Genomic DNA, 26133 nt, shown 5'->3' with positions numbered 1-26133 from the left:
AATCAATCCCTTTTTAGCATTACCATAAACGCTTCGCTCGGTATGTCGACTTTACCAAAGCGTTTCATTCGTTTTTTACCGCGCGCCTGCTTGGCGAGAAGCTTCTTTTTACGACTGACATCGCCGCCGTAAAGATAGCCCGTAACGTCTTTTCGATAAGCGCCAATATTTTCCCTGGCAATAAATTTACCACCAATTGCCGCCTGTAGTGAAACTTCAAAACTCTGACGCGGCACGACTTCTTTCAATTTCTTAACAATCTCACGCCCCAAATGCTGCGATTCCGACCGATGGCACATCACGCTCAGCGAATCAACCATTTCGCCCGCCACATAAAAATCGACACGCACCAAATCTTCCACTTGATAATCCGCCAACTCATAATTAAACGAACCGTAGCCGCTGGTAATAGATTTCAATTGGTCATAAAAATCCGTCAACAAATTCGCAAGTGGCGCCGCAAATGAAATCAGCGCCCGCTCGTCAATGTAACTCAGGTTTTTCTGGCGACCACGCTTGCTCACGATCAACTGAATCACCGCACCAATATAATCCTGCGGCACGACAATTTCACCGTCAATCCACGGCTCGCGAATCTCTTTTATCTGCGCTGGGTCGGGCAATTCACTGGCAGACTTGATATCCAGCTCCTCGCCATTCGTCAGACTAACTTGATAGTCAGTACTCGGATTCGTAACAATCAAATCCAAATTATACTCACGTTCCAATCGCTCGCGAATAATGTCCATATGAAGCAGACCCAAAAATCCAATTCGCACACCATATCCCAGCACCGGCGAATTTTCTGGCTCGAATTGCAGTGCCGAATCGCTCAGACTCAACTTTTCAATTGCCTCTTTCAGGTCATTATAGTCTTCATTGGACACTGGAAAAAATCCCGCATAGACAAACGGCTTAACTTCTTTATAGCCAGGTAGGGGCTGGACGGTAATTTTTTCAGTCATAACTATGTATTATCATCTTATCTGCGCTTTTCAATACTAGTATATATTATTCCCACTGTCGCGTCTGATTGATCTTGTGCTTCTCAAAATACACTTCCGCCAAATTGACGTCAAACCGATTTGCCAATTCCATCAAATAGTTCAGCACGTCCGCAAACTCCTCGCGCAGATTGTCGTGATTATCAGGCTTTTTCTCTCCCTTAAATCCCGTCTCTTTACGAACTGCTTTTGCCAGCTCGCCAACTTCCTCAGTAAACAATAAGAATACTTCAGTGACAGAATTTTTATCCCACCCCTTTTCTTTACATGTTTGATCGAGGTGTTTTTGTAATTCAGTTAAGCTTATTGTTTGTGGATTCATGGTTTTTCCTTCTTTAATCTTAATTAACTTACACTTGATGGAATATAAACATAGCAGGAAGCAAGAATCTGCTCGCTATCCAATCCTATTTTTAATTACTATTATACTCTGATTTATCAAACAATATATCACTTTGGTTAAATATTTTTTCCTGTGATAGTCCAAAATCTCTACCAGCAACTTTTTTATGAAGTTGCTGGTTTTGTTTATATAACTTTTATAAAGAAGTAATAAAAGTTAAACCGCCTAATATCACTCCCGCTGCATTGGGAATGATGAGGATCCAGTCTTTTTTAGGTTCTTTTGTCCAACCATAGATTACCCAAATTAAACAAGAAACTGCTGCGAATAGTGGTTGGAATGGTTGAGCTTTTTCTCCTTGTAGGTTAGCGATAATTTGTGGAATATATGCAATAAAGACAAGGATCCCAATAAAAGCTCCAATAGATCCGACAAAGCGATTAATTTTTTGTTTAGACATATAATACCTCATGAGGTTTTATTATATTATAAAGGAAAAGATGCTGTCAATAATTTTGTGTAAACACTCTAGTAGAGTCTTCAAACAAAGTAACTAAGTAACGTTCCAGAGCCTCCTCGTTAGGAAAAAGAACCTTCTATTTCGTTTGACGTTTGATTTCTTTATTAAGAGACTTAATGAGTTTTGTCGAATAAATGCTATGCCAAATCTGGTAAGGAAACTGATTTCAGCAATCATACGCGTCAATACTACGAACCAACGCCAAAAAAATTCAGTTAAGCTTATTGTTTGTAGATTCGTGGTTTCCCTTTTTAATCTTAATTAAATATCTCCCCAGTGTTACCGTATCGCCAACCCGCGCCTCGCGTGTCGTTTTCAGGTTCGTCACAATATAGCCAATTTCGCCAGTTTCAAGCGAAGGGTCGGGTTGCATGGCTGGGTTAAGATGACCGACTTCCAGAGCTAGTCCATCTGCGCCAGTCGCCATCATTCGGATAGATTCGCCCTTTTTAATTCGCCCATCAACCACCCGCACGTATAAAATCACGCCACGATAATCGTCATAATAGCTATCAAAAATCAGCGCCCTAGTCGGATTATCAACCTCGCCAGTTGGCGCCGGGATTTTATCGACAACCGCATCCAAAACCTTATCTACATTTTGACCAGTTTTAGCAGAAATATGAATAATCTCGCTCTCGTCGCAACCCAACAAATTAATGACTTGCCTGGATACGCGCGGTATGTCAGCGGCCGGAAGATCAACCTTATTCAGGACCGGAATAATCGTCAAATCCTGCTCCATCGCCAGGTAAACATTCGACAATGTTTGCGCCTGAATTCCTTGGCTGGCATCAACCACCAATATCGCGCCCTCGCAAGCCTGCAAGCTACGCGAGACTTCATAACTAAAATCGACATGCCCTGGAGTGTCAATCAAATTCAGATCGACATTTTTATATCGCATTCGCACCGGCGCCAACTTAATAGTAATGCCTTTTTCCCGCTCCAAATCCATCGAATCCAGCAACTGCGACTTCATCTCGCGCTTTTCTACCGTCCCAGTCATCTCCATCATTCGATCAGCCAGCGTAGACTTGCCGTGATCAATGTGAGCAATAATACAAAAATTCCGAATATTTTCCATTAGCCCTTAAACTCCAATCGTCCAAATAACACTTTTTTCAATCGTGCAAGAATCGGGTCAATTTCTGGCAATTTTAGCCATTTTGAAGCCGCAGCATACGCACCAAAACTAACCAATGAAATGATAACAAATTTCGGAAAAGCGCTAAAGAAGCTGTCGTCATGATAACGAAATGGCAAAACCAACACACCAATATAACAAACTACACCCGTAACAATTCCAGCAAGTATCATCTTAAAAATTGCTCGCACAAACGTCATGTCGAATAATTTTGGCATTTGACGATTCATAACCGCCAAAAGCACAACCACCTCCAAAACCGCCACGGTTGATTGAGCCCAAGCCAATCCATATGCGCCCATTTTCAAGACCATCGATAGAACAATTGCTAAGATGATGTTCAAAGTAATCGAGAAAATTGAAATATACAGCGGAGTTTTCGTATCTTGGCGGGCGTAAAATGCTCGCGCGGCCATATGGTAAATAGTTCGGAACAAAATCGCCACGACCAGACAGCCCAAAATTCCCGCGATTAGTGGAACACCACCATTACTAATAAAGTGCACGACGTATCCCCTGGTAAAGAAAATCACCACCGACACCGGAAGTGCCATCCAAAAAATAATTCTCAGCAGGGAACGCAGGTCTTTTTGAAATAGGTCATTTCGACCTTCACCCAAATGCTCAGTTAATTGTGGAAAGGCGGCATTTGAAATCGCCACACCAATAAGGTTAATCGGCATCATATGAAGAGTCAAAGCCTGTTGATACGCCCTAACCGTACCGTCAGCCAAGCGCGAAGCCAAATTGACCTCGACCAAGCTAACCACATAATCCATTCCTTGATCGACAGAACGCGCTGGCAATAAAGATAAAACTTTCCTAAATCCCTTATTTCGCCAATAGATTTTGAAATTGTAATCAAACCCAAGTCCAGCCAAACCGACTGCGCTGACGATCAATTGCAAAAACGACCCCAAAACCACGCCTAGCGCCACGCCCATAATGCCGCCGTCAAAAATCTGCCAGCCGAATAGATTGACGCCGCCGGTAAACCACACCGTACCGATAATAATACCGACGTTATATAGCATTGGCGCCAGCGCACAGAACATAAATCGCCCGACCGCTTGCTGAATACTAGCAATCACCGCCGCAACCGCAAAGATAAATGGATTCACTGCGATTACTTGCATCATACTAACCGCCAAAGCATGACCAGACTCACTCAGACCAGGTGCGATTAAATACTTCATCAACGGATCGGCAAAAACGATGATAAGCACTGACGCCGCCATGGTTATTAGCGCCATAAAATTGATCATACTAGCGCTAATTTGCCAAGCCGACTGCTTATTGCCTTTGACCCAACGCTCATTAAAAACTGGAATGAACGTCACACTAAGCGCACCAGAAACCAGCACTGCAAACATAAAATCTGGCACCATAAAAGCTGCCGTATAAGCGTCTAGTCCAACCGGGTATCCCGCCGATACTCCATTTTTACTTGGCATGTAGGCTGAGTTTAGTAGACGATCACGGAAAAATCCCAGCAAGCTCGACAGTAACGTCGAGCTAGCCATAATCGTAGCAGCCAACTTCACATTAAGCCGCTGATTTATTTTCGTAACTGTACTACGAACGCGCCCCATAGTATTTTATGAATGCAGTTTAGCTTCTTTTGGTAACTTAGTGCCCTTAAGAATCTCGTCAACCTCAGATTCTTCCAGAGTTTCTTCCTTCAGTAGAGCCTCGGCCAACTTATCAAGGAACGAACGATTCTCTTTCAATACCAACATTGCACGATGTTTAGCTTCGGTAATCAATTGCGAGACTTCCTCATCAATCATCTTCGCAGTCTCATCAGAATATGGACGCTCTCTAGTCATTTTATCGAACATCAAGCCGCCGTTATCCTCATGGAATACTTGATCGCGCAAGCCCTTGCCCATTCCTTGCTCAATCACCATATCACGGGCAATTTCAGTCGCTTTTCGCAAATCCGAACCAGCGCCAGTAGTGATTCCGTCATCGCCGTAAATCAATTGCTCAGCGATTCGTCCGCCCATTGCCCGAGCCAAAATATCTTTAAACTCGTAAACATTCGTGTAGCTCTTATCTTCTGGTGGCAAGAACCACGTTACTCCACCAGTACCGCCGCGCGGAATGATCGTAACCTTGTGGACTGGGTCAGAATCAGGCAAGACGTGACCAACAATTGCGTGGCCAGCTTCGTGATAAGCAGTCAACTCTTTCTCGTGATCGTTCATTATCTTGGTCTTGCGCTCTGGACCAATTGCCACACGCTCAAATGCCTCGGTTAATTCGTCATTTGTAATCTTCTTCTTGTTGCGACGTGCAGCGATGATTGCAGCTTCATTAGCCATATTCGCCAAATCCGCACCAGATGAGCCAGCGGTTTTTGCTGCCAATTTATCAAGATCAACAGTCTCATCGGTTGGCTTTTTCTTAAAGTGAACCCTCAGAATTGCTTCACGATCTTTACGTTCTGGTAATGTAATATTCACACGTCGGTCAAATCGTCCAGGGCGAAGCAAAGCCGGATCCAAAACATCCGCGCGGTTGGTTGCCGCCAAAACAATAACATTAGTCTCGCCATCAAAGCCATCCATCTCCACCAAAATCTGGTTCAGAGTTTGCTCGCGCTCATCATGACCGCCACCCATACCAGAGCCACGCTTACGACCTACAGCATCAATCTCATCAATGAAGATGATACATGGAGCATTTTTCTTAGCCTTGGAGAATAGATCCCGCACTCGGCTAGCACCAACACCAACAAACATTTCCACAAATTCAGAACCGGAAATCGAGAAGAATGGCACACCAGCCTCACCAGCAACAGCACGAGCTAGCATCGTCTTACCTGTACCCGGATTACCGACTAATAACACGCCTTTTGGAATCTTTGCGCCCAAATCTTTATATTTCTTCGGATGCTTAAGAAAATCAACAACTTCCTGCAGATCTTGCTTGGCGTTATCATTTCCCGCGATATCCGTAAATAGAACCTTTTCTTTATCTTGTCCATACAGGCGAGCCTTGCTCTTGCCAAATCCCATAGCTTGATTATTTTGACCCTGAGCTTGGCGCATCATAAACATAAAGAACACTACGATAATCAGCACAGGCACAACCATAACCGCCAGGTTCCACATGGTTTCGCCGGTTGTGGATGGTGGAATAACCTTCACCTCAACCTTAGCGTCCTTGTTCAAGCCCTGCTCATAAATGCTACTAGACTCCTTGACTGAATGCTCGGTAGGTTTTGATTGATCTTTCGGAGTAATCTTAATGTCATTCCCTTGAATCTCCAATTGAGCAATTTTACCGTCATTTGCTCGACGCACCACATCAGACAAAGCTACATCTTTAAGATTTGACGCAGGGAAGAGTGTTGCGTAAAAAATTAACGCTACAAAAATTATAATTGCCCAAAACAATCCAAATCGTAAAATTTGACTTATTCTATTCTTTCCATTTCTTTGAGGCATCTTAACAGCCATTCTCAACTAATCCTTTCGCCTATACTAATCAAACTCTCTTTATTATAACACTTCTTAGCGTCAATTTCATCACAATGCCGCCGCCAACTTGCCAGCAAGAGCCAGCTTTTCCAGTTTTTATAGCAATTAGCATACGCTCCAATTGAGAACCCAGTAACGACACATCATAATGTCGTAAAACGTAATAATATAGCAATTCTTGTGCGACATTATCATCTATCATCGTCAAAAAATACCGACTAAGCACTTCTCCATCAAACTTCTCTGTTTCCTGCTCAATTTCCCCTCTTAATTCTCTCTGTTTTCGCCACGCCTCATACACTCCAAGCTTCTGGTATTCATCAAGTTCACGATTTATCTTACGTCTAAATTTATTTCTCTGATACAAGTCGCTTTGATTCGTCTCATCTTCACACCATTCCAATTTCTGGCGAATCGCATATTCATAAATTCTCTGCTTCGTCCAGCTATTCATCGGCCTAACTATTTGACTATCACTCATCCCCGCCAGACCTCGCCACCTGGAGCCACGCTTAAGGTTCATCGCTACAGTTTCAATAATGTCATCTCGATGATGCGCTGTCACTATCACGCCATCAAAATCCGTCGCCACGCCACGCAAAAAATCATACCGTCTTTGGCGCGCCAATTCTTCACTAGCATCAGCCCCCAATTTTTCACGCCGACAAACGAATTGTATTTTATATCTATCAGCTAAAGCCTCGACAAATCTAGCATCGCTCGCCGAATCCTCACGAATTCCGTGGTCAAAATGAGCAACCACCAAATCTTTTTCCGTTCGCGACATCAAATCCAGCAAAACTACCGAATCAATCCCACCACTGACTGCGATAATATATCTCACATATCCATTATCTCACAATTTACCTAAAACGTATTTGGCAAATTTTATACTATCTGTTACAATCAATGCAGTGTGGCACCGTAGCTCAGCTGGTTAGAGCGCAGGACTCATAAGCCTGAGGTCGGTGGTTCGGGTCCACCCGGTGCTACCAGAAATTATCTTTCCTCGTCAATACGACGGGGAATTTTTTATAGATACTGAATTAAATTAGCTCAAGCTCTTCAGATTGAACGCCATCCAAAGCCGCCAATCGTCGTGACACAAAACTATCCAATTCCCATGAATTACGCTGACGCTCCCACGTTGCTAAATCCTTTTTTCGGGTTACTTCTAAAAATTCAGCTAATTCACTGGTGTTGATTTCCATATTTTTTCCTTTTTTATGTTAATTATTTAACTGTCTTTATACTATCATAAATTTGACAAAAAAGCAATACCTTTTTCGGTCATTATTTACCTTTTCATTCCGCTTGTGGTACACTGGTAGAGAAGGATTTATACACAAAAATGACCCCTGTAACAATCTCATCACTGGCCACCATAATTTTTGCAGCGATTATTCACGCTAGTTTTCAGCTTAGCGTCAGTGTTTTAACGTTACTTAGCGGACACTCAATTGGCAAAAAAACCGCTCAGAGAAAAATTTTTCGTATGAGCAACAGTTTTGTGCTTGGAGTCGCAATGATCACCTTGTTACTTATCAGCTCAATTTCCTATTTCTTATCACTATTCATCCACCACGTCACCAGCGCAGAGCAACTCGTTGCCGCCGTTTCTTCAGGGATGATGTTTGGATTAGGAATCGCAATTTGGGCGTTCTACTTCCGACGACAGCCAGGAACTTCATTGTGGCTTCCACGCAATTTTGCGGAATACTTAAACAAGCGCACCAAAAAAACCAAAAATTCCATAGAAAGCTTTGCCCTGGGAATAGTTAGTGTTATTGCAGAAATCATATTTATTATCGCGCCAATTATCGCCGCCAGTCTGGCTATTATCACCCTACCAAATCCCTTCTTGCAAATCATCAGCATAGCGATCTACGTCATCGTGTCCACACTGCCGTTATTTGTCGTTATCGTCTTGATCGGCAGCGGACGCAGCATCTCTAATTTACAACGTTGGCGGGAAGATCATAAGAGATTTTTGCAATTCGCCAGCGGCGGTAGCTTACTAATTTTGGCAGCATTCCTATTTGTCGACCGCGTTATTGGCGTCATTAGCTATGGAGGTAATCTATGGTAAAGCCAGGTCAAATTGACGTCATCAAACAAGGAAAACGACCACCAGAGGAGTTCAGCCCGGACAAGCTCCACAATTCCATAATTGCCACCTGTCTAAGCGTTCGTACGCCAGAAGGTCAAGCTCAAGACGTTGCAAAAACCGTCACTCTGGGCGTTATGAATTGGTGCGAAACTCACCCAGAAATAACCTCTGCTGATATCCGCCGCCAAGCACAACGCATTATGAAAACTCTGCATCCTGACGCGGCTTATTTATATAAAAATTATAAAACCATAATTTAGGAGATTTGATGTCGCAAAAACCAACTTTTGACTATGACTATATCGTAATTGGTAGTGGCGCTGGTGGCTCACCCGCAGCCAGCATATTAGCAAGTGCCGGAAAAAAAGTTGCTGTTGTAGAAAAATCAACATTCGGCGGGGAATCACCAAACTGGGGAGATGTACCAACTGGATTCTTAACTCACGCTCTTAACGTTTATCAAACAGCCAAAGACGCCGCTAAGTTTGGGTTGCGCACTAACTCGGTTGGGTATAATTACCCTTCTCTACTCTCCTGGAAAGACAAAGTTGTAAAGAGAACTGGAGCTGGCGGCAATCGCTATTATTACGAAAAGCAAGGCATTAGTGTTTTTGTTGGCAACGCACATTTCTTGAGTCCGAACGAAATAGCTATCAATCGAAGACACTTGTCCGCTCGTAAACTTCTCATTGCAACTGGATCTGATTGGCAAATTCCAGAAATACCTGGGTTAAGCGCCGTTTCTTATCACACTCCAAAAACTATTTTTAGCTTGAAGCGCCCACCAAAAACCATGTTCATTGTTGGCGCGGGGGCTACGGCACTAGAATTGGCACACATCTTCTCCACCCTGGGAACAAAAGTTTACGTAGCAGAGAAATCGTCCAGAATATTATCGACATTTGACCCAGAAGTCAGTGCTTTAGTTATGAATGACGCAAAAAATCACAACATTTCGATCTTAGCTCGTACTAAGATTATCGCTATACAAAAATCGTCTATACAAAAACGCGTCACTTTTCTGCAAGGGCAAATAGAAAAATCTGTACGCGTTGATGAGATTCTAATTGCCGACCAACAATTGCCCGCAACAGATTTAGGATTAGAGAACGCCGGCGTGAAATATACCGAAAATGGCATTTTGGTTAATTCTTCCCTGCAAACTTCCGCTCGACATATTTTTGCCGCAGGAAATGTAACTGACGCTAACATCCAAACCCACACAGCTTTAGCGCAGAGTCGTATTGCGGCTCATAATTTGTTACATAATAATAAGATTAAATTCAATGATTCCCCACGCCTACAAGTTGCATTCACTCAGCCAGAAATAGCTCAAATTGGAATGAATGAATACGATTGTAAGGCGAAAGGAATAAGCGCAAAAATAGCAATTGTTCCGCTCACGACTACGGTACGCAGCAATATTACCGACCAGCGAATAGGTTTTGTGAAATTGATCGTTGATAAGAAGCGAGTTGTCGTAGGCGGAACAATCGTCGGACCGCACGCTAGCGATATAGCAGCCGAGCTAGCCCTGGCCGTTCGACATAAAATTACCAGCGAAGAACTGGCGTCAACGCCGCATTGTTTTACTTCTTGGTCAGAAGCCGTGCGAATTGCCGCTGGAAAACTTCTATAATTACCTCTGATGCGCTATAATAAGTCTCACGGGGGCGTAGCTCAGGGGTTAGAGCAGTCGGCTCATAACCGATTGGTCGCTGGTTCGATCCCAGCCGCCCCCACCACATTCTGAATTTGAACTTGATAATCATAAGATGAATATTTTTACCATTCCTGCTACAATATTATGTGGTAGATATTAAATTTGCAAAAATGAACAAATTAAAACTCAAACGATTAATTTACAGAATACAGCACGACTATTTGACCCTAAATAATGTCGTTATTGCTGCTGCGATTTTAATTGCTATGAGTTGGGCTTGGGGCTCCATTGAATCAATGCAAAAAAATTACGAACTGCAACGCTCTATTGACAACAAACGCCAGCAAGTGGAAATAGAAAAATTACAAGTCGCCTTGCTGGAATACGAATCGAAATATTATCAAAGCGAAGAGTATCAAGAATTGACTATTAGACAGCGCACGGGAAAAGGTCTGCCTGGCGAAAAACAGCTCATCACCCAATCTTTCGAAAGCGCCACGCCTGCTCAAAAACTTGCGTCGAGCGCGAAGCGAACAGATAGCAATTTCCAGCAATGGATGAACTTTCTATTTGGTGGCAATAGTCATAAACACTAAGGTATTGCAATTATTGCGCTAAGCTGATATCATAATTATGTATCGCGGGGTAGAGCAGCCTGGTAGCTCGTTTGGCTCATAACCAAAAGGTCGTAGGTTCAAATCCTACCCCCGCCACCAAGAAAAATCCCTCTTCATTCAGAAGGGGGCTTTTTCTTTATGCATTATTATCTATGCAACCCTTATTCCAACCTGAACGTTTCTTGCCTGCTTTAGTCAGAGATGTGGCTGTGCGAACTTTTTTATAATCCAAAACATCACTTAGGACAGCCCCTCCTAATTTACCATACAGTTCACAATCAAGCTTAAGTGGACATGCTTCACAAGCACTTATAGCAAGTCTGCCAACTTCAGAAATATCACTACCCCTGTTTCTTTCTATGCGACGAGCTCGATCATAGTCGCCACGACCTCTATGACGTTCGGCAAAACCAGCACGACGACGAATCCTGCCGAAAAGATCACACATCTCAACTATAATTCTATTTCTCTTCGTAAAATCTTCATCACTATAGCTATTCGCATCAGGAACAAAATCTTCGCCTAAATAATCCAACGGCACAACATTACCGTCCGAATCAACAACATCAATAACGCCCGCTCTGTTCGGTCTAGCAAGCGCCAACACTTCAACCGTCTTCGACTTCATATAGTAACTGTTATACCACAATATCCACAAATAATCAACCCCACAAAAAACTCCCCTGCTTTTTACAGAGGAGTTATGGCACCTGTTTGTTTGGTTATACTATATCACCAAACGCGCTTATGGTGCAAGCAAAGGACTATTTTTTCTTAGAAATTGTCAAAAAGCCGTTGCGTGGGTTTTCTTTCACAATACGATCTTCTGGTAGATCACATGGTGCACCCTTTTCATTCTTCTCAACCTTAGCGAAGAAGTAAATAGTTTGAGTCTTGCCGCCGCGCAAAGTTACGTCAGTCTTATGCAAGTAATATGTGATGCCCTTTGAGTTGGTATGTTTATAAGCCATTTGGTTATATACCTCCTATTAATGATATACCTATATAGATTACTATCTCTATATCACCCCTGTCAAGCTAAAAAAGCTTATTTCGTCGTCTAAGTATCAACTTTAACATCCCCAGAACAACCAACCTCATTACGATAATCATGGCAATGAATACCGTCACTAACAAAGACCACCCCGCGTAATCAGCTGACCATATCGGCGAGACGAAAGTGTGATAATACGGCTCGGTTGAAGGCGCTTCAAACTGCAAGTTAGTGGCTTTTGCGGCAGGATATTTCGCCCACTCCTCGTTAATACAATTGATATACCTCGGATCCGCCTGTGTCGTAAATCGGCCGTAACCGCCTTGCTGCGCCCTAGCATCACAGACAGCTCTAACTTTCGACACAGTATCATTATTAGACTGATTTTTTATCTCCTCCTCGAACTCTTTCAGCTTCCGGTCATACATTTGTTTATACGTATGATCCAGCGCAATCTTCCCTGGATCTGCATTCATATGTGTAGATACATAACGCTGCAAATCGTATAGTCGCTGCTGAAGATTGACTATATCTCCAGCCTTATCCGCATGCTCCACAGATTCTCGTCGCTCGACCATACCAACATTATTCAACCTCAAAAAAGTTGCCGAAATAAAACCAGACATAATCAATAAAATAACCAACTGCCAAGTCTTAATCTGACTGAGTCGCTTAATTCTGAACTTGGTTTTCTTCTTGTCTATAGCCATCCCACCACCTTCTCTATGATTTTAGTATAGCAAATTATCCCAATGACGTGAATATTACTACCGCTGCGGTGGTATAATATTTGTATGCGAATTTATTTTTCAGGAATTGGCGGCGTTGGTATCGGACCGCTGAGTAGAATTGCTTTAGGGGCTGGATATGACGTTTGCGGCTCCGACAGATCACCAAGTCTAATCACAAACGAATTAGAGTCAGCCGGAATTCCTATTTCTTTTGATCAATCTGGCACGTTCCTGCAATCAGAATACGATAAATCACCATTTGACTGGTTTATTTACACCGCTGCTTTACCGGAAAATCACCCAGAACTAGTCTTGGCGCGAAAATTAGGCATAAAAACCAGCAAGCGCGACGAGCTTTTGGCACAGATTATTGCTGATAAAAACCTGAAACTTATCGCGGTCGCTGGCACCCACGGAAAAACCACAACAACGAGCATGCTAATCTGGACAATGGAGCAATTGCAAATTCCTGTTAGTTATTCTGTGGGTTCGACTTTAAGTTTTGGACCGAGCGGAACGTTTGATAAAAATAGCCAATTTTTCATATACGAGTGTGATGAATTTGATCGCAACTTTTTGCATTTTTCTCCAGAAATTAGCCTTATCACGTCTGTTGATTACGACCATCCAGACACATATCCAACAAAAGAATCCTACTTAGACGCTTTCCGTGAATTCGGTAAAAAATCTAAAAAAGTTATCGCGTGGCAAGAAAATTCCGCCATATTTGATGAGAAAAATCTAACAATCTTGTACGGTTCCAACAAAAACATCGCCCTGCCCGGCGAGCATAACCGAAAGAACGCTACTTTGGTGATCGAAGCTTTGAGATATATGGGAGTGGACGCGGAGGAGTTAAAAATATACCAAGCAATAAACTCTTTCCCCGGCTCAGGACGACGTTTTGAAAAGCTCGCCGAAAATCTATACTCTGACTATGGACATCACCCGGTTGAAATTCAAGCGACATTACAGATGGCTAAGGAGTTGTCAAACGATGTAGTCCTAGTTTATCAGCCGCACCAAAACGTTCGCCAGCACGAGATAATTGATCAATACACTGATGATATTTTCCATGATGCCAATGAAATTTACTGGCTGCCAACTTATTTAACTAGGGAGAATCCAGATTTGCCAACCTTGACACCACAACAACTTGCCAAAAATATCGACAAAGAAAAAGTTCATTTTGCTGAATTAGATGACAGTTTATGGCAAGAAATAACCGCGGCAAGGAACTCTGGCAAGCTCGTCCTGTGTATGGGCGCTGGCACAATCGACGGATGGATTCGCGAGCAATTAGCTAAAAATTAGCGATCATCGCCGCTACCGTGAATCTTCCCCCGACTCTGGCGACTGAGCAGTTTATCATTATTTCTGCGAGCCACTTCCTCTAAACTACAACCAAGCAAATGCGCTATAGAATTGACATACCATAACACGTCACCGAGCTCTTTTATTATTGCGTCGCGGTCATTCTCCGAGATCTCGCCATTTTTATCACGTAAAATTTTCTTAAACTTCTCCATGACTTCGCCAGATTCGCCACTTAATCCCAATATCTGCGCCATCAATCTCGCGTCAACATCACCATATTTATGAGAATCTTTATCTGTTAAAGTAGAAATTGCCTTTGTTGAATAATCGTTAAATTGCATAATATTCCTTTCATTTATTAGTGGGTAGTTCTTACGAAATTAATAGTTTTTCCTTCGCCAATCCACCTTTGCTCGTAAGTCGTCATTATTTTATATTCGTCATTTAGCGCGGATTCATGAAGATCAAAACTCAACTCTTTAATTTGCCATTTTTCTGCCACCAATTGCTCCAAGCTCCAGCAGAAAAAATTGTGATCGTCGTGTTTAATTAATAAAGATCCGTCTGATTTTAGCAATGAAGAATACTTCTTCAAAAAATTAGGATGAGTCAAGCGACGCCCAGCGCTATGCTTCCTCGGGAACGGATCAGGAAATGTTACCCAAATTTGCTCCAAAGAATTCTGCTCTACTAATTGGTCTATTTGATCAGCCCGCGCTCGAACAAAAAACACATTCTCCAGCCCTTTTTCCTCAGCAACTTTCGCACCCTTCTGCAGCCGATCACCCTTCACGTCAATTGCTAAAAAGGTCTTTTCGGGATGGCGCAGCGCAAGCTCTACGCTGAATAGTCCAGTTCCAGCACCGATTTCCAAACAATCGACTTCCCGCTCCGTCCATTCATCAAATTCAAAGCATAGCGGCGAATTGTGGAATAAAGCGAATTTATACTTCTTACGTTTTCTGGTGATAATAAATTGATTCGGATCGACAAAACTCATATTTTCTATTATACTAAATCAATAATGGATAAGCTTATAAAACAGTTCTTAGATTCTTCTACGTTAGGTCAATGGCTGCATGGCAATAACCTTGGCTGGTTAATTAGTGAGCGCATTATCGACACAGTCAGCATTGTTATCGGCTCTGTTTTTGTTTATTTTCTGGGGAAATATTTATTATCTTGGACTATCCATTATTCTATACGCTCCACCGCTAAACATCGTTCCTGGCACCGTAAAGACATAGAAAAGCGCGAAAAAACTCTCATCCAATTAACCCGAAGTTTCTGGCAAATCATAATAATTTTTTATGTCGCCGCAATTGTCGCCAATAAACTATTCCTATTTGATTTATCGCCGCTATTCGCTAGTGCTGGCATAATCGGTGTGGCATTAGGATTTGGTGCTCAATCACTCGTTAAGGACTTCTTGTCTGGTATTTTCATCATCGCCGAAAATCAATATCGTGTTGGCGATGTTGTTGACGTAATGGGAGCTGCTGGAACCGTCGAGAGAGTCGGCACTCGCACTACTGTTATACGAGATTCTGAGGGTAATGTTCATTATGTTCCAAACGGCACGATTCAGCACGTTATCAATAAAACTATGGGCTATAGCATGTCGCGCTTCAGCATTTATATCGACCCAAGTTCTGACATTTCTGCAGTTACAGACATCATTAACGCCACCGGTCAAGAATTGGCTAAAGAAAAGGCCTGGCAAAAGAAAATTATCGATCCGCCTAAATTCGTTTCCGTTGGTGATATTACTGGACGAGGAACAGAATTGATCATCGCCGGAAAAACTCAGCCATCCGATCAGTGGTCTGTTACCTCTGAAATGCGACATCGATTGCTACAAAACTTCGATCGCGAAGGAGTTCTTTTGGCGACTCTGCCGACCCCAACCTCAATGACCAGAAGATAAAGATTAATTATTAGACAAGCCCAATTCTTTATCGCTCAACACATCATTAGAAAACGCTTTGATCTTATTAACGTTCTCTACTTCTTTATCATAAATTCCCAAAAATTCCTTCAATGTATCCTTACTTACTGAGCCTTGCGCGTCAAATTCGTGACTTTTTTCATTCGCATCCTTGCTAATTTGATTGCGGCGAGAAGCGTATTCTGGGCGACTCAAATCCAATCGATAAGCGTCAGTCTTGTAATACATAAACATTGCAATCGATACTAGTAAAATCGAAACCGCAATAGTCAGCCCAATAAACGTAGCGAATTTATAACTACGAAATAATTCCTTAGCTCTATTCATTAGAACCTCCAGACAGCGAATTTTTAATAGACTGCACTTCTTCTTTATATCTCACCAACAATTCATCCAAGATCTTCACGTCCTCAGAAAGTTTATTACGAGCCTCGCGAGCAACGGTCAATTTTTTATAATAGTCCGCCACATTATTAGAGCAATTTGTGCGCTGAAGATCAGTCATTGCAGTATCGTAATCGTTGTAATTACTATTAAACTTAAGTCTCGTCGACTCGAACTCATTAGTAATGTTCAGTAGTTTTGAGCTGTCCAGCTTATTGATTGCCAATCGACCGTTCAGCCTGGCCATAAGTTTGGTAGAAATAGAATTATATCTTTGTCCAGCGTTAACTCTAGTTAGAGCGTCATTGGTGTGGATGTTTTTAATAGTAACCCTTACGGAGCTACAATTTCGCTCAAGCGTTTTTATAATCTCAGAATCAGCCGTAGCATCGACAGACTGAGCCTCAACTGCCCGTGGCGTCACTAACAAACTAGAAGTAATCAAAAAAGACGCGAGATAGAAAGTAACTTTTTTCATCACTTATATTATCTCACGTCTTCTTGAATAGAGTCAAATATTACTTGAAGCGTTTTTCGACGTTACCCTTAACATCTTTTGCGGTTTCTACTACAGCGTCTCCAACTTTCTGAGAGCCAGCTTTCAATGAGTCTACGCTGTCTTTAGCTGCAGCGGTCGCTTTGCAAGCTACTTTTTCAGTGTCGGCTTTCAATTTTACAGCTTTATCCTTCAAGTCTTTCCTTGTTTCCTTGCCGCTCTTTGGTGCAGTTAAAATTCCAGCTGTAAAACCTGCTACTACTGCTCCGATAATTGCTAAAACTTTTTTCATATATTACTCCTTTTTTTAATTATTTTTTACGAAACAAACCTGATAGTTCACTAAAAACTTTTGTTGGCGACAACCATTCGGTTGCACTAGCTACGTTAGTTGTAATTTTACTAACGCTTTTCATGACCGTATTAAGTCTTACCAACAAGGCGATAACCACTGCCAGTAGCGTTACGATAATAACCGACAACAATCCTACGATGATTGATAATAAAACGATGGCTGTTTGGATATCTTCCACGCTTTACCTTTCTGCAAAAGTTTATATTTGTTATGTTTATTTTAGCATGCTTGTTAAATTGTTTGTATTAGATAATCTAACTATTTCACTATAGCATAAGCTTATTAAATTGTCAATAGAGATGTCCGCTAATCGTTAATAATATGATAAACTGGTATGGTTATGCGAGATTTTTTCAAACGATATATACCGGAATTTGTTTATGGTGCGGTCGACGGCACGGTAACGACATTTGCAGTCGTGGCGGCTTCAGCCGGTGCTGGAATATCCAGTTCAGTAATTCTTATATTAGGAATTGCTAATTTAATAGCCGACGGATTCTCAATGGGTTCTAGTGCATATTTGGCAGCCAGCGCCGAACGCGAAGAGTCTGTGCGCGACACCCAAAAACGCTCATCCCCAAAGATCATAGGCACAGTAACATTCTTAGCTTTCGTGGTGGTCGGCAGCGTACCAGTATTGCCATATTTGATTGATGTAATTGCAAACTTAAAAGCACCAAACGCGGTATTATTCTATATTAGCTCGGCGCTAACTGCAGCAACTTTCTTAGCAATCGGCTTCATCAAAGGTAAAGTCAGCAAACAATCACCTTGGCAGTCTGCAGGCATCACGTTACTTCTTGGGGCAATTGCAGCAGGGTTAGCCTACTTTGCGGGCGACATTTTGGCGGCGTGGCTAGGTATTAGGATTTAGATTTTCTGCGATAAAATTTATTATTTTGTCTATATTACACATAGCCTTTTCGCTTACCACACCACCATTCAAATAGACGCGCCTATTAATTTCCAACATCACCGACCGTATCTTCGGATTTTCATCGTGATAAAATTCCATCGGAACCAGCGCCCCAGAATACGGATAATTCAATTCACAACTATATCCCATTTTTTCAATATATATTTTTAATTTTGATACGTTGTCTTTACCGAACCATTTTTCATCATAGCCAAGGCAAATATCTGGTAAATTCTCTGTCCAGCCAAACAATCTTCGCACCAATTCGTCGCTATAACTATGTATATCAATAATCACACACGATCCATATTGATCAACAATTTCCCTACTCAACGTGTTTAGTTGTTTGTGATGTAAGTCGTATGATTTGCTCAAAATTTCTTCCCGGCGGGATGATCCTATTTTGCGATATTGCGTACCGTCAGATAAACGTGTATAAATCGCTCCCATACCCAGCTTAGCCATCGGCTCAGCTTCGTCATCACAGAACCTCTCGACGTCACAATATAGCCGCGAATATTTAGCTATAATTTTATGGCTATTTATATTTTTAACGAGCTCATCAACTTTATAATCAGCAATGAAACGCAACTCCCTCTCGATAATCTCTTTATCTGCCGTAATATCACGCCAAAAATCAGGAGGCAAGTATAACGAGGCGTGAGGAATGTGAAGAATAATATTACAGCGCATTACCAATCAACTCTTCTCTGTATTGATAAGCTTCATCGTATGGAAAATATGGCACACTCTCTGCTAACTCGTCAGCATTATTAAGCGACATTATTTGCCTATGCAACATAAAGTAAACAGCCGGTCTGCCGAACTTAGAATAATTCCAGTTGCGTGGTGCATATTCGTCCATAAACTGCACAGCCGCTACAGCTATAAATCCATATTTAGTATATTTATTGCATAATACTTGACCCATACAGTCAAGCTTCACCCCCCCCCAGAGATATAGCTGCTGGAATCATAGTATCCAAAGACTGCCTCACTGGATTCTGTTTAGAATTAAAAACACTAACTATATCACCATCCTTAATGGCAAACCCAGCATAGCTATTATGCATGAGTATTGTATGATTCATATTTGCATAGTCATCTATCGAGTACTCGGACAAAAAGCACTTCCTTTCATCACCCAGCATTGATTGATTTATCGCTACATGGAATTCCTCGGCAGTAGCATATCTTAGTTTATCGTTCATTGTATAATATATACTATACTTTGCTACTAATTTACAAACCCAATTCGCGCAACTGAGCAGGATCGACAACCGATGGCGAGTTCATCATCACATCCACACCAGAGCCATTCTTTGGAAACGCCAGAGTCTCGCGGACGTTTTGCTCATCGGTCAATTCCATCAAAATACGATCAACTCCAAAAGCACATCCTGCGTGAGGCGGAGCGCCGTATTTGAAAGCGCCCAACATAGCGCCAAACTTTTCTTCAACATAAGATTCACTGAAGCCCAGCAAACCGAATACTTTATATAGCACTGCTGGATTATGATTACGAACACCGCCAGAGCAAATCTCATAACCATTCATCACCATGTCAAATTGATCGGCGACAATGGATAATTTCTCGGCGTCAGTTTCAGCAGACTCCAGAACCTGCAAACCGCCCTTTGGCATACTGAACGGATTATGCCCAAAGTCAAGTTTCTTACTACGCTCATCCCATTCGTAAAACGGAAAATCAATAATCCAAGCAAACGCCACGACCGATGGGTCCTTAAGATTAAAGTGTGAGGCAAATTCATTACGCAAGCGCCCCAATACCGCGTTAACAACCGAGCGAGAATCAGCACCAAAGAACACTGCATCGCCTTCAACCGCACCAGTTTTCTGCTGGATATCAGCCAATTCCTTCTCACTCAAGAATTTCGCAATTGGAGATTTTGCTTCGCCGCCTTGATATGTGATGTACGCCAAACCGCCAGCACCTTCGCTTTTAGCGATGTTGGTGAAATTGTCAATTTGCTTGCGGCTCAAACTTGCGCCATTTTTTACGCAAATAGCCTTAATGCATTCAGCATTTTTAAATACGCCAAACTCAGTCTCCGAGAATACGTCCGTCAGTTCTATCAATTCCATGCCAAATCGCAAATCCGGCTTATCAGAGCCGTAAGTTTCCATGGCGTCACGATACGAAATTCGCGGAATTGAACTGCCATCACCAACCGCCAAATCACTCAAATCTAACAATTTTTTACCAGCAAAATCAGTCGCCAATTGCTTCATTAAAGGCTCAACTTCAGTGCGAACTTCTTCACCATTTTCAGCAAAACTCATCTCCAAATCAAGCTGATAAAACTCGCCATACAAGCGATCTGCTCGCGGGTCTTCGTCGCGGAAACAAGCCGCCAACTGATAATAACGCGGCACGCCACCAACCATCAGCAACTGCTTAAACTGCTGTGGAGCTTGTGGCAAGGCGTAAAACTTCCCTTCCTGCAAACGACTCGGAATCAGAAAATCACGCGCACCCTCAGGACTTGAATTAGCTAAAATTGGCGTTTGAATTTCAATAAAATCTCGATTGTCCATATATTCATGGATTCGACGATACATTTCGGCGCGCTTTTTAAGCATATTTTGCATTTTTGGACGACGCAAATCAATATAACGATACTTGAATCTTAGTTCTTCGCCAGCTTGATTATCCTCGGCAAATGGTTGAATTGGTAAAGTTTCAGCTCGGTTCAAAATCTCCAAATTGTCCACAACAATTTCCACATCGCCACTGGCAATATTCGGATTTTTCAGACCTTCACCACGCTCCGCAACCACGCCACAAGCACGAACTACGAACTCATCCCGTAAGCTTTCCGCCAAAGAAAAAGCATCTTTTTTATCAGGGTTAATAACTAACTGAACCAAACCCGTGTGGTCACGCAAATCAATAAAAATCAATCCGCCATGATCACGCCTGGAATGAACCCAGCCCGCAACTGTAATATTCTCACCAACTTTTTTAGAAGTTTCTGCCGCCAAAATTCTATTTTTCATATCTGTTATTATAGCATAATTTGGGCAAATTCCCAGAATTAAACATCTCGTCGAGTTTTTGTGGGCAAATTATTTTTCTGCGGATTAGCCGTAGCGGCTTTACGGAGATCTCCATAAACATCATATTCGTCAATAATTTTCTGACCTAATAGCGCTTCAATTACGTCTTCTAGGCTCAGTAAACCGACTGTTTCTCGAAACTCATTTACAACAATAAACAGGTGATGCTGCGTTTTCAAAAATGCAGCCAAGGCGTGCTGTAGAGTTTGATTTTCGCGAATATAATAGACGTCTTTGCTCATGACTGTTTCCGCACGATGAGATTTTGCTTTGCGATCAATCGTTAACAAATCTTGAATCCTCAACATTCCAACAACATGGTCAATATCGCCGTCAATGACAGGAAATCTGCTATACCCCTTTTTATGAAGATCATCAAGTACTAGCGGCCCGAGAAGTTCATTCATAGGCACCGATTCAATCATGCTTCGCGGCGTCATAATTTCCTCGACTTTCATATCGTTGAACTTCAGTCCGTTAGTAATAAGCTTTTTCTCAGAAGATGAAATCGCCCCGCTGGATTGAGCAACCATTTCCAGCAATTCTTCTTTCGATTCAATCACCTGACTATCACCAACAACTGGCGATACCGAACGGATTAGCGACAAAATTACTTGATGTCGCTCAATTGTCGTCAAGATTAGCGGTTCGTATTTTTCATAAAGTTGCTGTGAGTATTTCTGCCACAAACCAATTCGCGCGACAGCTCCGATTTCTAGAGCTATTATAATTGATAAGACCAGTCCAGCCGCCCAGTTGAACAAATAAACACTAATAACACTTAAAATTACCAAACATAAAGAAGCCACGGCGCGCTGCAGTGAAATAATATCTCGTAAAAATTCTCTTTGTCGCAAAAGAATTTTAGCCTTTTCATCGCCTAGTCCACTTCTCCGCCGCAGCTCAAATTGACTATGCGAAGACGTTTTCGGCTGAATTCCCAGCACTATCAACAAAACCGCCAAAGTAACCAAATATCCAAAAATTAGCACAATCGTCATAGTTTTATTGTACCGCATTCCGTGCTATACTTACTAGAGTAAATGGAGGTAAAATGAATAAGAAAAGCTGGATAATTTTCGCAATTATTGTAGTGGCAATTGTTGGTGGAATGATTTATATTTCGACACAAAATCGACTAAACATTAGCGATATCAATAACAATCAACTGAACACAATTATCAGCGCAGAATCAAGAAATGGTAATATTGCGGATCATGAAATTGGTAGTAAAGACGCCAAAGTAACAATTATCGAATACGCCGACTATCAATGCCCTGGCTGTGGCACCGCTGCACCAAAAGCCGAAGCACTAGCTAAAAAATATAAAGATCACGTTCGATTAATTTTCCGTAATTTCCCAATTGCTAGCTCACACCCTAACGCACGAGCTGCCGCTGCCGTAGCTGAAGCCGCTGGCCTGCAGGGTAAATTCTGGGAAATGAATGAGCTTCTATATGCAAATCAGGACGCTTGGAAAAACGCCAACGCTACAGAACGCGACAACACCTTCAAGTCTTATGCTGAACAATTGAAGCTTAATATCGATCAATATAAAACCGATATCGCCAGTAACAAGGTTAAAAATAAAATTGACTTCGATATGGCTCTCGGTCGCAAACACGGCGTTGCCGCAACGCCAACTTTCTACATAAATGGAAAAAACACTGAGATGGACAGCTCTGGCTCAATCGAATCATCAGTCAAGGAAGCCTTGAAAAAAGCTGGCGTTGAAGTAAAAGATTAACGCATTTTCACACAAACCAAAATCCCGCTCCGGTGCCTTGGAGCGGGATTTGTTTATAGTCGTCCCTATTCTATCGTTGGATCGACTGCACTCTTTTTATTGTGCTATGTATGTTTGCCATTCGGCAGGCACCACATCCACCGCGATCTTTTTGCGCCTTGATGGCACAAATTTGATTGCTATTGGCATGTGTTTTGCACTCCTTATTATTATGTGCAGCCCCACGCGCTTCGACCTTTATCACTTAATATCAGCAATTTAATGCTTCGGCGCGAGACATGCTAACAATGTTACCAAACGTTTATTGGTGCGTCAAGCAAAAACATTTTGAAAATGCTTATTATATCTATATTAGAACAAGCGAAGTCGCTTAGCAACAAACATAACAAGTAAAATCAACAACACTGTAAAGCTAGTGATAACTGGATATGCCCAAGGCTCGCCCTGAAATGGTAACGCGATATTCATTCCATACATTCCGTAAAAAACGTTTGGAATAGCCAGAAGAATTGTTATGGCGGTCAATGCCTTCATACGTTGGTTCAGCGTATTATTAGCAACCGTCGAATAAGCGTTTTGGATACTGGAAATTGTGTGCGTGCTGGAGCTAATCGCCACTAAAACTTGCCTGATATGCAGATCGACATCCTCCAGAGCCTCCAGGTCCCTGGTCTTAAATAAGTGGCGACGGTTTTCCATCAGTTGTGTAATAACGCGGGACATACCTTCCAAGCTGCTTCGATATTCATTGAGTGTGTCTTCAATTGCGACAAATTTAATAAAATCCGAATTCTCAACTTCATGACGACTTAGTCGCCGACGAGCATCGCTAATTTGCTCCGTTAACAAATGCACGCGCTGTTCATATTGAGAAATAATATACGCCAAATTCGCAGCAAAAACTCCCGCTGGCCGCTCGGTTGTGCTAAATAAATAATCGCTGACCTCCAGGGGTGAAAATTTAGCATGAGGCGATATTGTAATATAATGACCGCCGCTAATTGCAATCAAAAACGGTGCCGTTTTGCCAGAATCAGTTTGACCAAACGGTATACGCGTAAAAATATATTCAACGCCATCGGAAAACTCCGCTCGAGGTAATTCGTGGATGTCCAGTACGTCACGGACGATATTAGCAGACAGCGACAAAGCCTTTGAAACTCGAGTAGCATCAAGACTCCCGGTCAAATTAATCCAACCGTTTTTATGCATTCGTTGAGCTTGCGTCAACTTTTCAGTCAACGATCTGCGTTCAAAATAGCCCACCATCATAAGAAAATTATAATATACACAAGCGATATTAGCAATCTGTCGAATCGCAATTAAACTTTAGCGGCGACGCAGGAAATAATAGCCCACAACGAATGCTAGCACTACACTAACTGCAGTAATTCCCCAAAACATCAATGGATTATCGGCACCTGGAACCGGCACGTTCATACCATACAAACCAGCGATCATCGTCGGAATAGTCAAAGCCACGGTAATTACGGTTAGCAGGCGAATTGTTTCGTTAAGGCGCGTATCCATCACCGCCCTATAGCTATCGCGCACATTAGTAATCGTCCTCAACAAACTTTTACAACGCGCAATCACCTGCTCCAAATCAATCGAAATATCCTCAACGTCTTCCTTATCATCAGCCTTCAGTCGCAACTTCTGAGTCGCCAAAAGTTTCTCAATTGCCCAGTTCATCGGAATTAACGCGTCAAGATAATCATTCAATTTGCGCTCATACTCTGCCAGAGTGGCAATGTCATTAACTCTCAGCGTATGAATACTGTCTGTAGCCGCTCGCATTTGGCGATTAATTGTTGCCACGCGCCGCTGATATTGCATTGAAATCGCCTCAACCATCGCCACCAAAAGCTCAACTTGTCGATCCGTCCTAATTCGCACTTTATCAATAAATGGCTGCCATAATCGCCCCAAACTATCTCTAGACAGCGTCACGATATGATCTTTATTAATGCAGAATAAAATCGGCGTGGTAAAATCGTTAAAATCGTCGTCAGTGTCTGGCAATCGCGCAATCAAATAAGTCCACTCATCGTCAAACTCAATACGCGGCACCTCGTGTGGATCAAGCGCGTCACTTATCAAATCCTCATCCAAGCCCAGCGCCAACAATTGCGAAACCTCTTCGTCGCTCGGTCTTTCGCAACGCACCCACGAACCAGACTGCAAATTTTCTTGCGGGCTAATTATTGAATCATTATTTGTCGAACGAAGATATTGCAACATAATTTCATATTATAAAATAAAACATACATAAACACAAGAAGCTCCTGCGCCATTTACAGGAACTTCTTGATTTTTATTACGATTTGACTATCGTGCCTGCCGAGCCGCTAATGGCTTCAGCGGTTTTATCCAACGAAGTAATAATCGCCGTACGCCCCGACTTTCCATCTAGGAACGACAAGGCAGCCTGAGTTTTTGGCAACATTGAACCTGGCGCAAATTGCCCATCGTCAATATGCTTTTGGAGCTCTTCTATTGAAACTTCCCCAAGAGATTGCTCATCTGGTTTGCCAAAATTAATTTTAGCAGCATCAACCGAAGTCAAAATCAGCAAAGTGTCAGCGTCCAAAAGATCCGCCAATTTTGCCGCGCCGAAGTCCTTATCAATGACCGCAGCGACGCCTTTTAATTGACCAGTTTCGTCTTGTAAAACAGGAATGCCGCCGCCGCCAGTTGAAACGACCGTCACGCCAGCATGAACCAGTGCCTTAATCACATCGGCCTCAACAATCGTCTGAGGTTTTGGCGAAGGAACGACACGCCGCCAACCACGGCCAGCGTCTTCTTTTACCGTGTAGCCGCGTTCGCTAGCGACGGTTTTTGCCTCGTCTTCCGAATAGAACGGACCAATTGGCTTGGTTGGATTTTGGAATGCTGGATCGCTTAAGCTAACAATTGTTTGAGTTATAACACTAACAGCGCGATTGTTCATCTGATTAACCATAAAGGCGTCATGAAAAGCCTGTTGCAGCCAAAAGCCAATCAGCCCCTGGCTCATAGCGCCAGAATCTTCCAATGGCAAGCTTGGCACATCTGGCGTATTAATCGCCTCTTCGTGCAAAACAATATTACCAACCTGAGGACCGTTACCATGAACGATTGCTACGTTATGACCAGCCTGGATTAACGGCAAAAGTTGCCGAACAGTTTCATCAGCTACTCGTTGCTGCTGCTCAGACGCGGCTTCGCCCTGCCGTTGCAGGGCGTTACCACCGAGCGCTACTACAATAGTACGCTTCTTATCCATA

33 protein-coding genes, 3 tRNA genes and 1 pseudogene are annotated in these 26133 nt (G+C 42.4%); 11 read left to right on the top strand and 26 right to left on the bottom strand.

The features are described 5' to 3' along the window. Nucleotides 1–2: 2 nt before the first annotated feature. From LRM45_RS02235 to tilS, 8 genes and pseudogenes are all read right to left on the bottom strand, one after another. On the bottom strand, nucleotides 3–965 hold the full coding sequence (locus LRM45_RS02235) for an elongation factor 4 family protein (RefSeq protein WP_129744684.1): 963 nt from the start codon (nucleotides 963–965) through the stop codon (nucleotides 3–5). Nucleotides 966–1011: 46 nt separating this feature from the next. After that, on the bottom strand, nucleotides 1012–1326 hold the full coding sequence (locus LRM45_RS02230) for a dUTP diphosphatase (protein ID WP_243826567.1): 315 nt from the start codon (nucleotides 1324–1326) through the stop codon (nucleotides 1012–1014). Nucleotides 1327–1543: 217 nt separating this feature from the next. Further along, on the bottom strand, nucleotides 1544–1807 hold the full coding sequence (locus tag LRM45_RS02225; protein WP_061582780.1) for a SemiSWEET family transporter: 264 nt from the start codon (nucleotides 1805–1807) through the stop codon (nucleotides 1544–1546). Between the two features lie 46 nt (nucleotides 1808–1853). Next, a pseudogene (locus LRM45_RS02220) lies at nucleotides 1854–2030 on the bottom strand (transposase); the annotation flags it as partial. A 48-nt stretch (nucleotides 2031–2078) separates the two neighbouring features. After that, on the bottom strand, nucleotides 2079–2954 hold the full coding sequence (locus LRM45_RS02215) for a GTP-binding protein (RefSeq protein WP_243826566.1): 876 nt from the start codon (nucleotides 2952–2954) through the stop codon (nucleotides 2079–2081). After that, the gene (murJ, locus tag LRM45_RS02210) at nucleotides 2954–4606 is read right to left on the bottom strand and encodes a murein biosynthesis integral membrane protein MurJ (protein ID WP_243826565.1); all 1653 of its coding nucleotides are present in this window, start codon (nucleotides 4604–4606) and stop codon (nucleotides 2954–2956) included. Before murJ ends, LRM45_RS02215 begins: the two co-directional genes overlap by 1 nt. A gap of 6 nt (nucleotides 4607–4612) precedes the next feature. Beyond that, a complete protein-coding gene (ftsH, locus tag LRM45_RS02205; RefSeq protein ID WP_243826564.1) occupies nucleotides 4613–6481 on the bottom strand; it encodes an ATP-dependent zinc metalloprotease FtsH in 1869 nt (622 codons plus the stop codon). Nucleotides 6482–6509: 28 nt separating this feature from the next. Beyond that, nucleotides 6510–7346, bottom strand: coding sequence for a tRNA lysidine(34) synthetase TilS (gene tilS, locus LRM45_RS02200; RefSeq protein ID WP_243826563.1), 837 nt, complete (start codon nucleotides 7344–7346; stop codon nucleotides 6510–6512). A 74-nt stretch (nucleotides 7347–7420) separates the two neighbouring features. Here tilS and LRM45_RS02195 point away from each other — a divergent pair. Beyond that, nucleotides 7421–7497, top strand: a tRNA-Met gene (locus LRM45_RS02195). 51 nt (nucleotides 7498–7548) lie between these two features. Here LRM45_RS02195 and LRM45_RS02190 read toward each other — a convergent pair. Continuing rightward, nucleotides 7549–7713, bottom strand: coding sequence for a hypothetical protein (locus LRM45_RS02190; RefSeq protein WP_164999847.1), 165 nt, complete (start codon nucleotides 7711–7713; stop codon nucleotides 7549–7551). Between the two features lie 140 nt (nucleotides 7714–7853). On the opposite strand from LRM45_RS02190, the gene LRM45_RS02185 reads away from it, so the two are divergent. The 6 genes from LRM45_RS02185 (at nucleotide 7854) to LRM45_RS02160 (ending at nucleotide 10991) form a co-directional block, all read left to right on the top strand. Beyond that, nucleotides 7854–8591 (top strand): hypothetical protein, encoded by a 738-nt coding sequence (locus LRM45_RS02185; protein WP_243826562.1) that lies wholly within the window; start codon nucleotides 7854–7856, stop codon nucleotides 8589–8591. Further along, nucleotides 8585–8872: a hypothetical protein gene (locus tag LRM45_RS02180; protein ID WP_243826561.1), complete on the top strand. Its 288-nt coding sequence runs from the start codon at nucleotides 8585–8587 to the stop codon at nucleotides 8870–8872. Before LRM45_RS02185 ends, LRM45_RS02180 begins: the two co-directional genes overlap by 7 nt. An 8-nt stretch (nucleotides 8873–8880) precedes the next feature. Further along, nucleotides 8881–10251 carry a dihydrolipoyl dehydrogenase family protein gene (locus LRM45_RS02175; RefSeq protein WP_243826560.1) on the top strand — a complete coding sequence of 457 codons (1371 nt, stop codon included), beginning with the start codon at nucleotides 8881–8883 and terminating at the stop codon, nucleotides 10249–10251. Nucleotides 10252–10281: 30 nt separating this feature from the next. Further along, nucleotides 10282–10357 (top strand) — tRNA-Ile (locus LRM45_RS02170). A gap of 64 nt (nucleotides 10358–10421) precedes the next feature. After that, on the top strand, nucleotides 10422–10871 hold the full coding sequence (locus LRM45_RS02165) for a hypothetical protein (RefSeq protein ID WP_243826559.1): 450 nt from the start codon (nucleotides 10422–10424) through the stop codon (nucleotides 10869–10871). Between the two features lie 43 nt (nucleotides 10872–10914). Continuing rightward, nucleotides 10915–10991, top strand: a tRNA-Met gene (locus LRM45_RS02160). Nucleotides 10992–11028: 37 nt separating this feature from the next. Here the strand turns inward: LRM45_RS02160 and LRM45_RS02155 are convergent. From LRM45_RS02155 to LRM45_RS02145, 3 genes are all read right to left on the bottom strand, one after another. Next, a complete protein-coding gene (locus LRM45_RS02155) occupies nucleotides 11029–11520 on the bottom strand; it encodes a hypothetical protein (protein WP_243826558.1) in 492 nt (163 codons plus the stop codon). Nucleotides 11521–11656: 136 nt separating this feature from the next. Further along, nucleotides 11657–11863: a hypothetical protein gene (locus LRM45_RS02150; RefSeq protein WP_243826557.1), complete on the bottom strand. Its 207-nt coding sequence runs from the start codon at nucleotides 11861–11863 to the stop codon at nucleotides 11657–11659. 67 nt (nucleotides 11864–11930) lie between these two features. Further along, entirely contained in the window at nucleotides 11931–12596 is a 666-nt protein-coding gene (locus tag LRM45_RS02145; protein ID WP_243826556.1) for a hypothetical protein, read from the bottom strand. 84 nt (nucleotides 12597–12680) lie between these two features. On the opposite strand from LRM45_RS02145, the gene LRM45_RS02140 reads away from it, so the two are divergent. After that, nucleotides 12681–13931: a UDP-N-acetylmuramate--L-alanine ligase gene (locus LRM45_RS02140; protein ID WP_243826555.1), complete on the top strand. Its 1251-nt coding sequence runs from the start codon at nucleotides 12681–12683 to the stop codon at nucleotides 13929–13931. Here LRM45_RS02140 and LRM45_RS02135 read toward each other — a convergent pair. Together LRM45_RS02135 and trmB are read right to left on the bottom strand one after the other, a co-directional pair. Further along, entirely contained in the window at nucleotides 13928–14275 is a 348-nt protein-coding gene (locus LRM45_RS02135) for a nucleoside triphosphate pyrophosphohydrolase family protein (protein ID WP_232736137.1), read from the bottom strand. The genes LRM45_RS02140 and LRM45_RS02135 overlap by 4 nt on opposite strands. A gap of 17 nt (nucleotides 14276–14292) precedes the next feature. Further along, a complete protein-coding gene (trmB, locus tag LRM45_RS02130) occupies nucleotides 14293–14934 on the bottom strand; it encodes a tRNA (guanosine(46)-N7)-methyltransferase TrmB (RefSeq protein WP_243826554.1) in 642 nt (213 codons plus the stop codon). A gap of 24 nt (nucleotides 14935–14958) precedes the next feature. On the opposite strand from trmB, the gene LRM45_RS02125 reads away from it, so the two are divergent. Further along, nucleotides 14959–15861: a mechanosensitive ion channel family protein gene (locus tag LRM45_RS02125; RefSeq protein ID WP_243826553.1), complete on the top strand. Its 903-nt coding sequence runs from the start codon at nucleotides 14959–14961 to the stop codon at nucleotides 15859–15861. A gap of 3 nt (nucleotides 15862–15864) precedes the next feature. Here the strand turns inward: LRM45_RS02125 and LRM45_RS02120 are convergent, their stop codons facing one another. The 4 genes from LRM45_RS02120 to LRM45_RS02105 are packed head-to-tail and all read right to left on the bottom strand — an operon-like array spanning nucleotide 15865 to nucleotide 17295. Further along, on the bottom strand, nucleotides 15865–16209 hold the full coding sequence (locus LRM45_RS02120) for a hypothetical protein (RefSeq protein ID WP_243826552.1): 345 nt from the start codon (nucleotides 16207–16209) through the stop codon (nucleotides 15865–15867). Beyond that, nucleotides 16202–16744, bottom strand: coding sequence for a hypothetical protein (locus tag LRM45_RS02115; protein WP_243826551.1), 543 nt, complete (start codon nucleotides 16742–16744; stop codon nucleotides 16202–16204). Before LRM45_RS02115 ends, LRM45_RS02120 begins: the two co-directional genes overlap by 8 nt. Before the next feature lie 40 nt (nucleotides 16745–16784). Continuing rightward, nucleotides 16785–17054, bottom strand: coding sequence for a YtxH domain-containing protein (locus tag LRM45_RS02110; RefSeq protein WP_243826550.1), 270 nt, complete (start codon nucleotides 17052–17054; stop codon nucleotides 16785–16787). Nucleotides 17055–17073: 19 nt separating this feature from the next. Next, nucleotides 17074–17295 carry a hypothetical protein gene (locus tag LRM45_RS02105; protein WP_129631741.1) on the bottom strand — a complete coding sequence of 74 codons (222 nt, stop codon included), beginning with the start codon at nucleotides 17293–17295 and terminating at the stop codon, nucleotides 17074–17076. Nucleotides 17296–17457: 162 nt separating this feature from the next. On the opposite strand from LRM45_RS02105, the gene LRM45_RS02100 reads away from it, so the two are divergent. Next, on the top strand, nucleotides 17458–17991 hold the full coding sequence (locus tag LRM45_RS02100; RefSeq protein WP_243826549.1) for a VIT1/CCC1 transporter family protein: 534 nt from the start codon (nucleotides 17458–17460) through the stop codon (nucleotides 17989–17991). On the opposite strand, the gene LRM45_RS02095 is transcribed toward LRM45_RS02100, so the two are convergent. The 5 genes from LRM45_RS02095 to LRM45_RS02075 are packed head-to-tail and all read right to left on the bottom strand — an operon-like array spanning nucleotide 17974 to nucleotide 22115. Further along, nucleotides 17974–18726 carry an N-formylglutamate amidohydrolase gene (locus tag LRM45_RS02095; RefSeq protein ID WP_243826548.1) on the bottom strand — a complete coding sequence of 251 codons (753 nt, stop codon included), beginning with the start codon at nucleotides 18724–18726 and terminating at the stop codon, nucleotides 17974–17976. The two genes, LRM45_RS02100 and LRM45_RS02095, sit on opposite strands and share 18 nt — an antisense overlap. Continuing rightward, nucleotides 18716–18964, bottom strand: coding sequence for a hypothetical protein (locus LRM45_RS02090; protein WP_243826547.1), 249 nt, complete (start codon nucleotides 18962–18964; stop codon nucleotides 18716–18718). The genes LRM45_RS02095 and LRM45_RS02090 overlap by 11 nt, the downstream gene beginning before the upstream one ends. Before the next feature lie 4 nt (nucleotides 18965–18968). Continuing rightward, the gene (locus LRM45_RS02085; RefSeq protein ID WP_243816750.1) at nucleotides 18969–19244 is read right to left on the bottom strand and encodes a hypothetical protein; all 276 of its coding nucleotides are present in this window, start codon (nucleotides 19242–19244) and stop codon (nucleotides 18969–18971) included. A gap of 31 nt (nucleotides 19245–19275) precedes the next feature. Further along, the gene (aspS, locus tag LRM45_RS02080; protein WP_243826546.1) at nucleotides 19276–21054 is read right to left on the bottom strand and encodes an aspartate--tRNA ligase; all 1779 of its coding nucleotides are present in this window, start codon (nucleotides 21052–21054) and stop codon (nucleotides 19276–19278) included. A gap of 38 nt (nucleotides 21055–21092) precedes the next feature. Next, complete coding sequence (locus LRM45_RS02075; RefSeq protein WP_243826545.1) at nucleotides 21093–22115, bottom strand: CBS domain-containing protein; 1023 nt, start codon at nucleotides 22113–22115, stop codon at nucleotides 21093–21095. Between the two features lie 53 nt (nucleotides 22116–22168). On the opposite strand from LRM45_RS02075, the gene LRM45_RS02070 reads away from it, so the two are divergent. Continuing rightward, entirely contained in the window at nucleotides 22169–22861 is a 693-nt protein-coding gene (locus tag LRM45_RS02070; RefSeq protein WP_243826544.1) for a DsbA family protein, read from the top strand. A gap of 351 nt (nucleotides 22862–23212) precedes the next feature. Here LRM45_RS02070 and LRM45_RS02065 read toward each other — a convergent pair whose 3' ends face one another. From LRM45_RS02065 to arcC, 3 genes are all read right to left on the bottom strand, one after another. After that, nucleotides 23213–24133: a CorA family divalent cation transporter gene (locus tag LRM45_RS02065; protein ID WP_146422608.1), complete on the bottom strand. Its 921-nt coding sequence runs from the start codon at nucleotides 24131–24133 to the stop codon at nucleotides 23213–23215. Nucleotides 24134–24190: 57 nt separating this feature from the next. Next, nucleotides 24191–25105 (bottom strand): magnesium transporter CorA family protein, encoded by a 915-nt coding sequence (locus tag LRM45_RS02060; protein ID WP_243826543.1) that lies wholly within the window; start codon nucleotides 25103–25105, stop codon nucleotides 24191–24193. A 76-nt stretch (nucleotides 25106–25181) separates the two neighbouring features. Continuing rightward, on the bottom strand, nucleotides 25182–26132 hold the full coding sequence (gene arcC / locus LRM45_RS02055) for a carbamate kinase (RefSeq protein WP_243819453.1): 951 nt from the start codon (nucleotides 26130–26132) through the stop codon (nucleotides 25182–25184). Nucleotide 26133 lies beyond the last annotated feature (1 nt).

Source organism: Candidatus Nanosynbacter sp. TM7-057, assembly GCF_022828295.1.
Taxonomy (GTDB): Bacteria; Patescibacteriota; Saccharimonadia; order Saccharimonadales; family Saccharimonadaceae; genus Nanosynbacter.
This window is presented reverse-complemented; position numbering and strand designations above follow the sequence as displayed.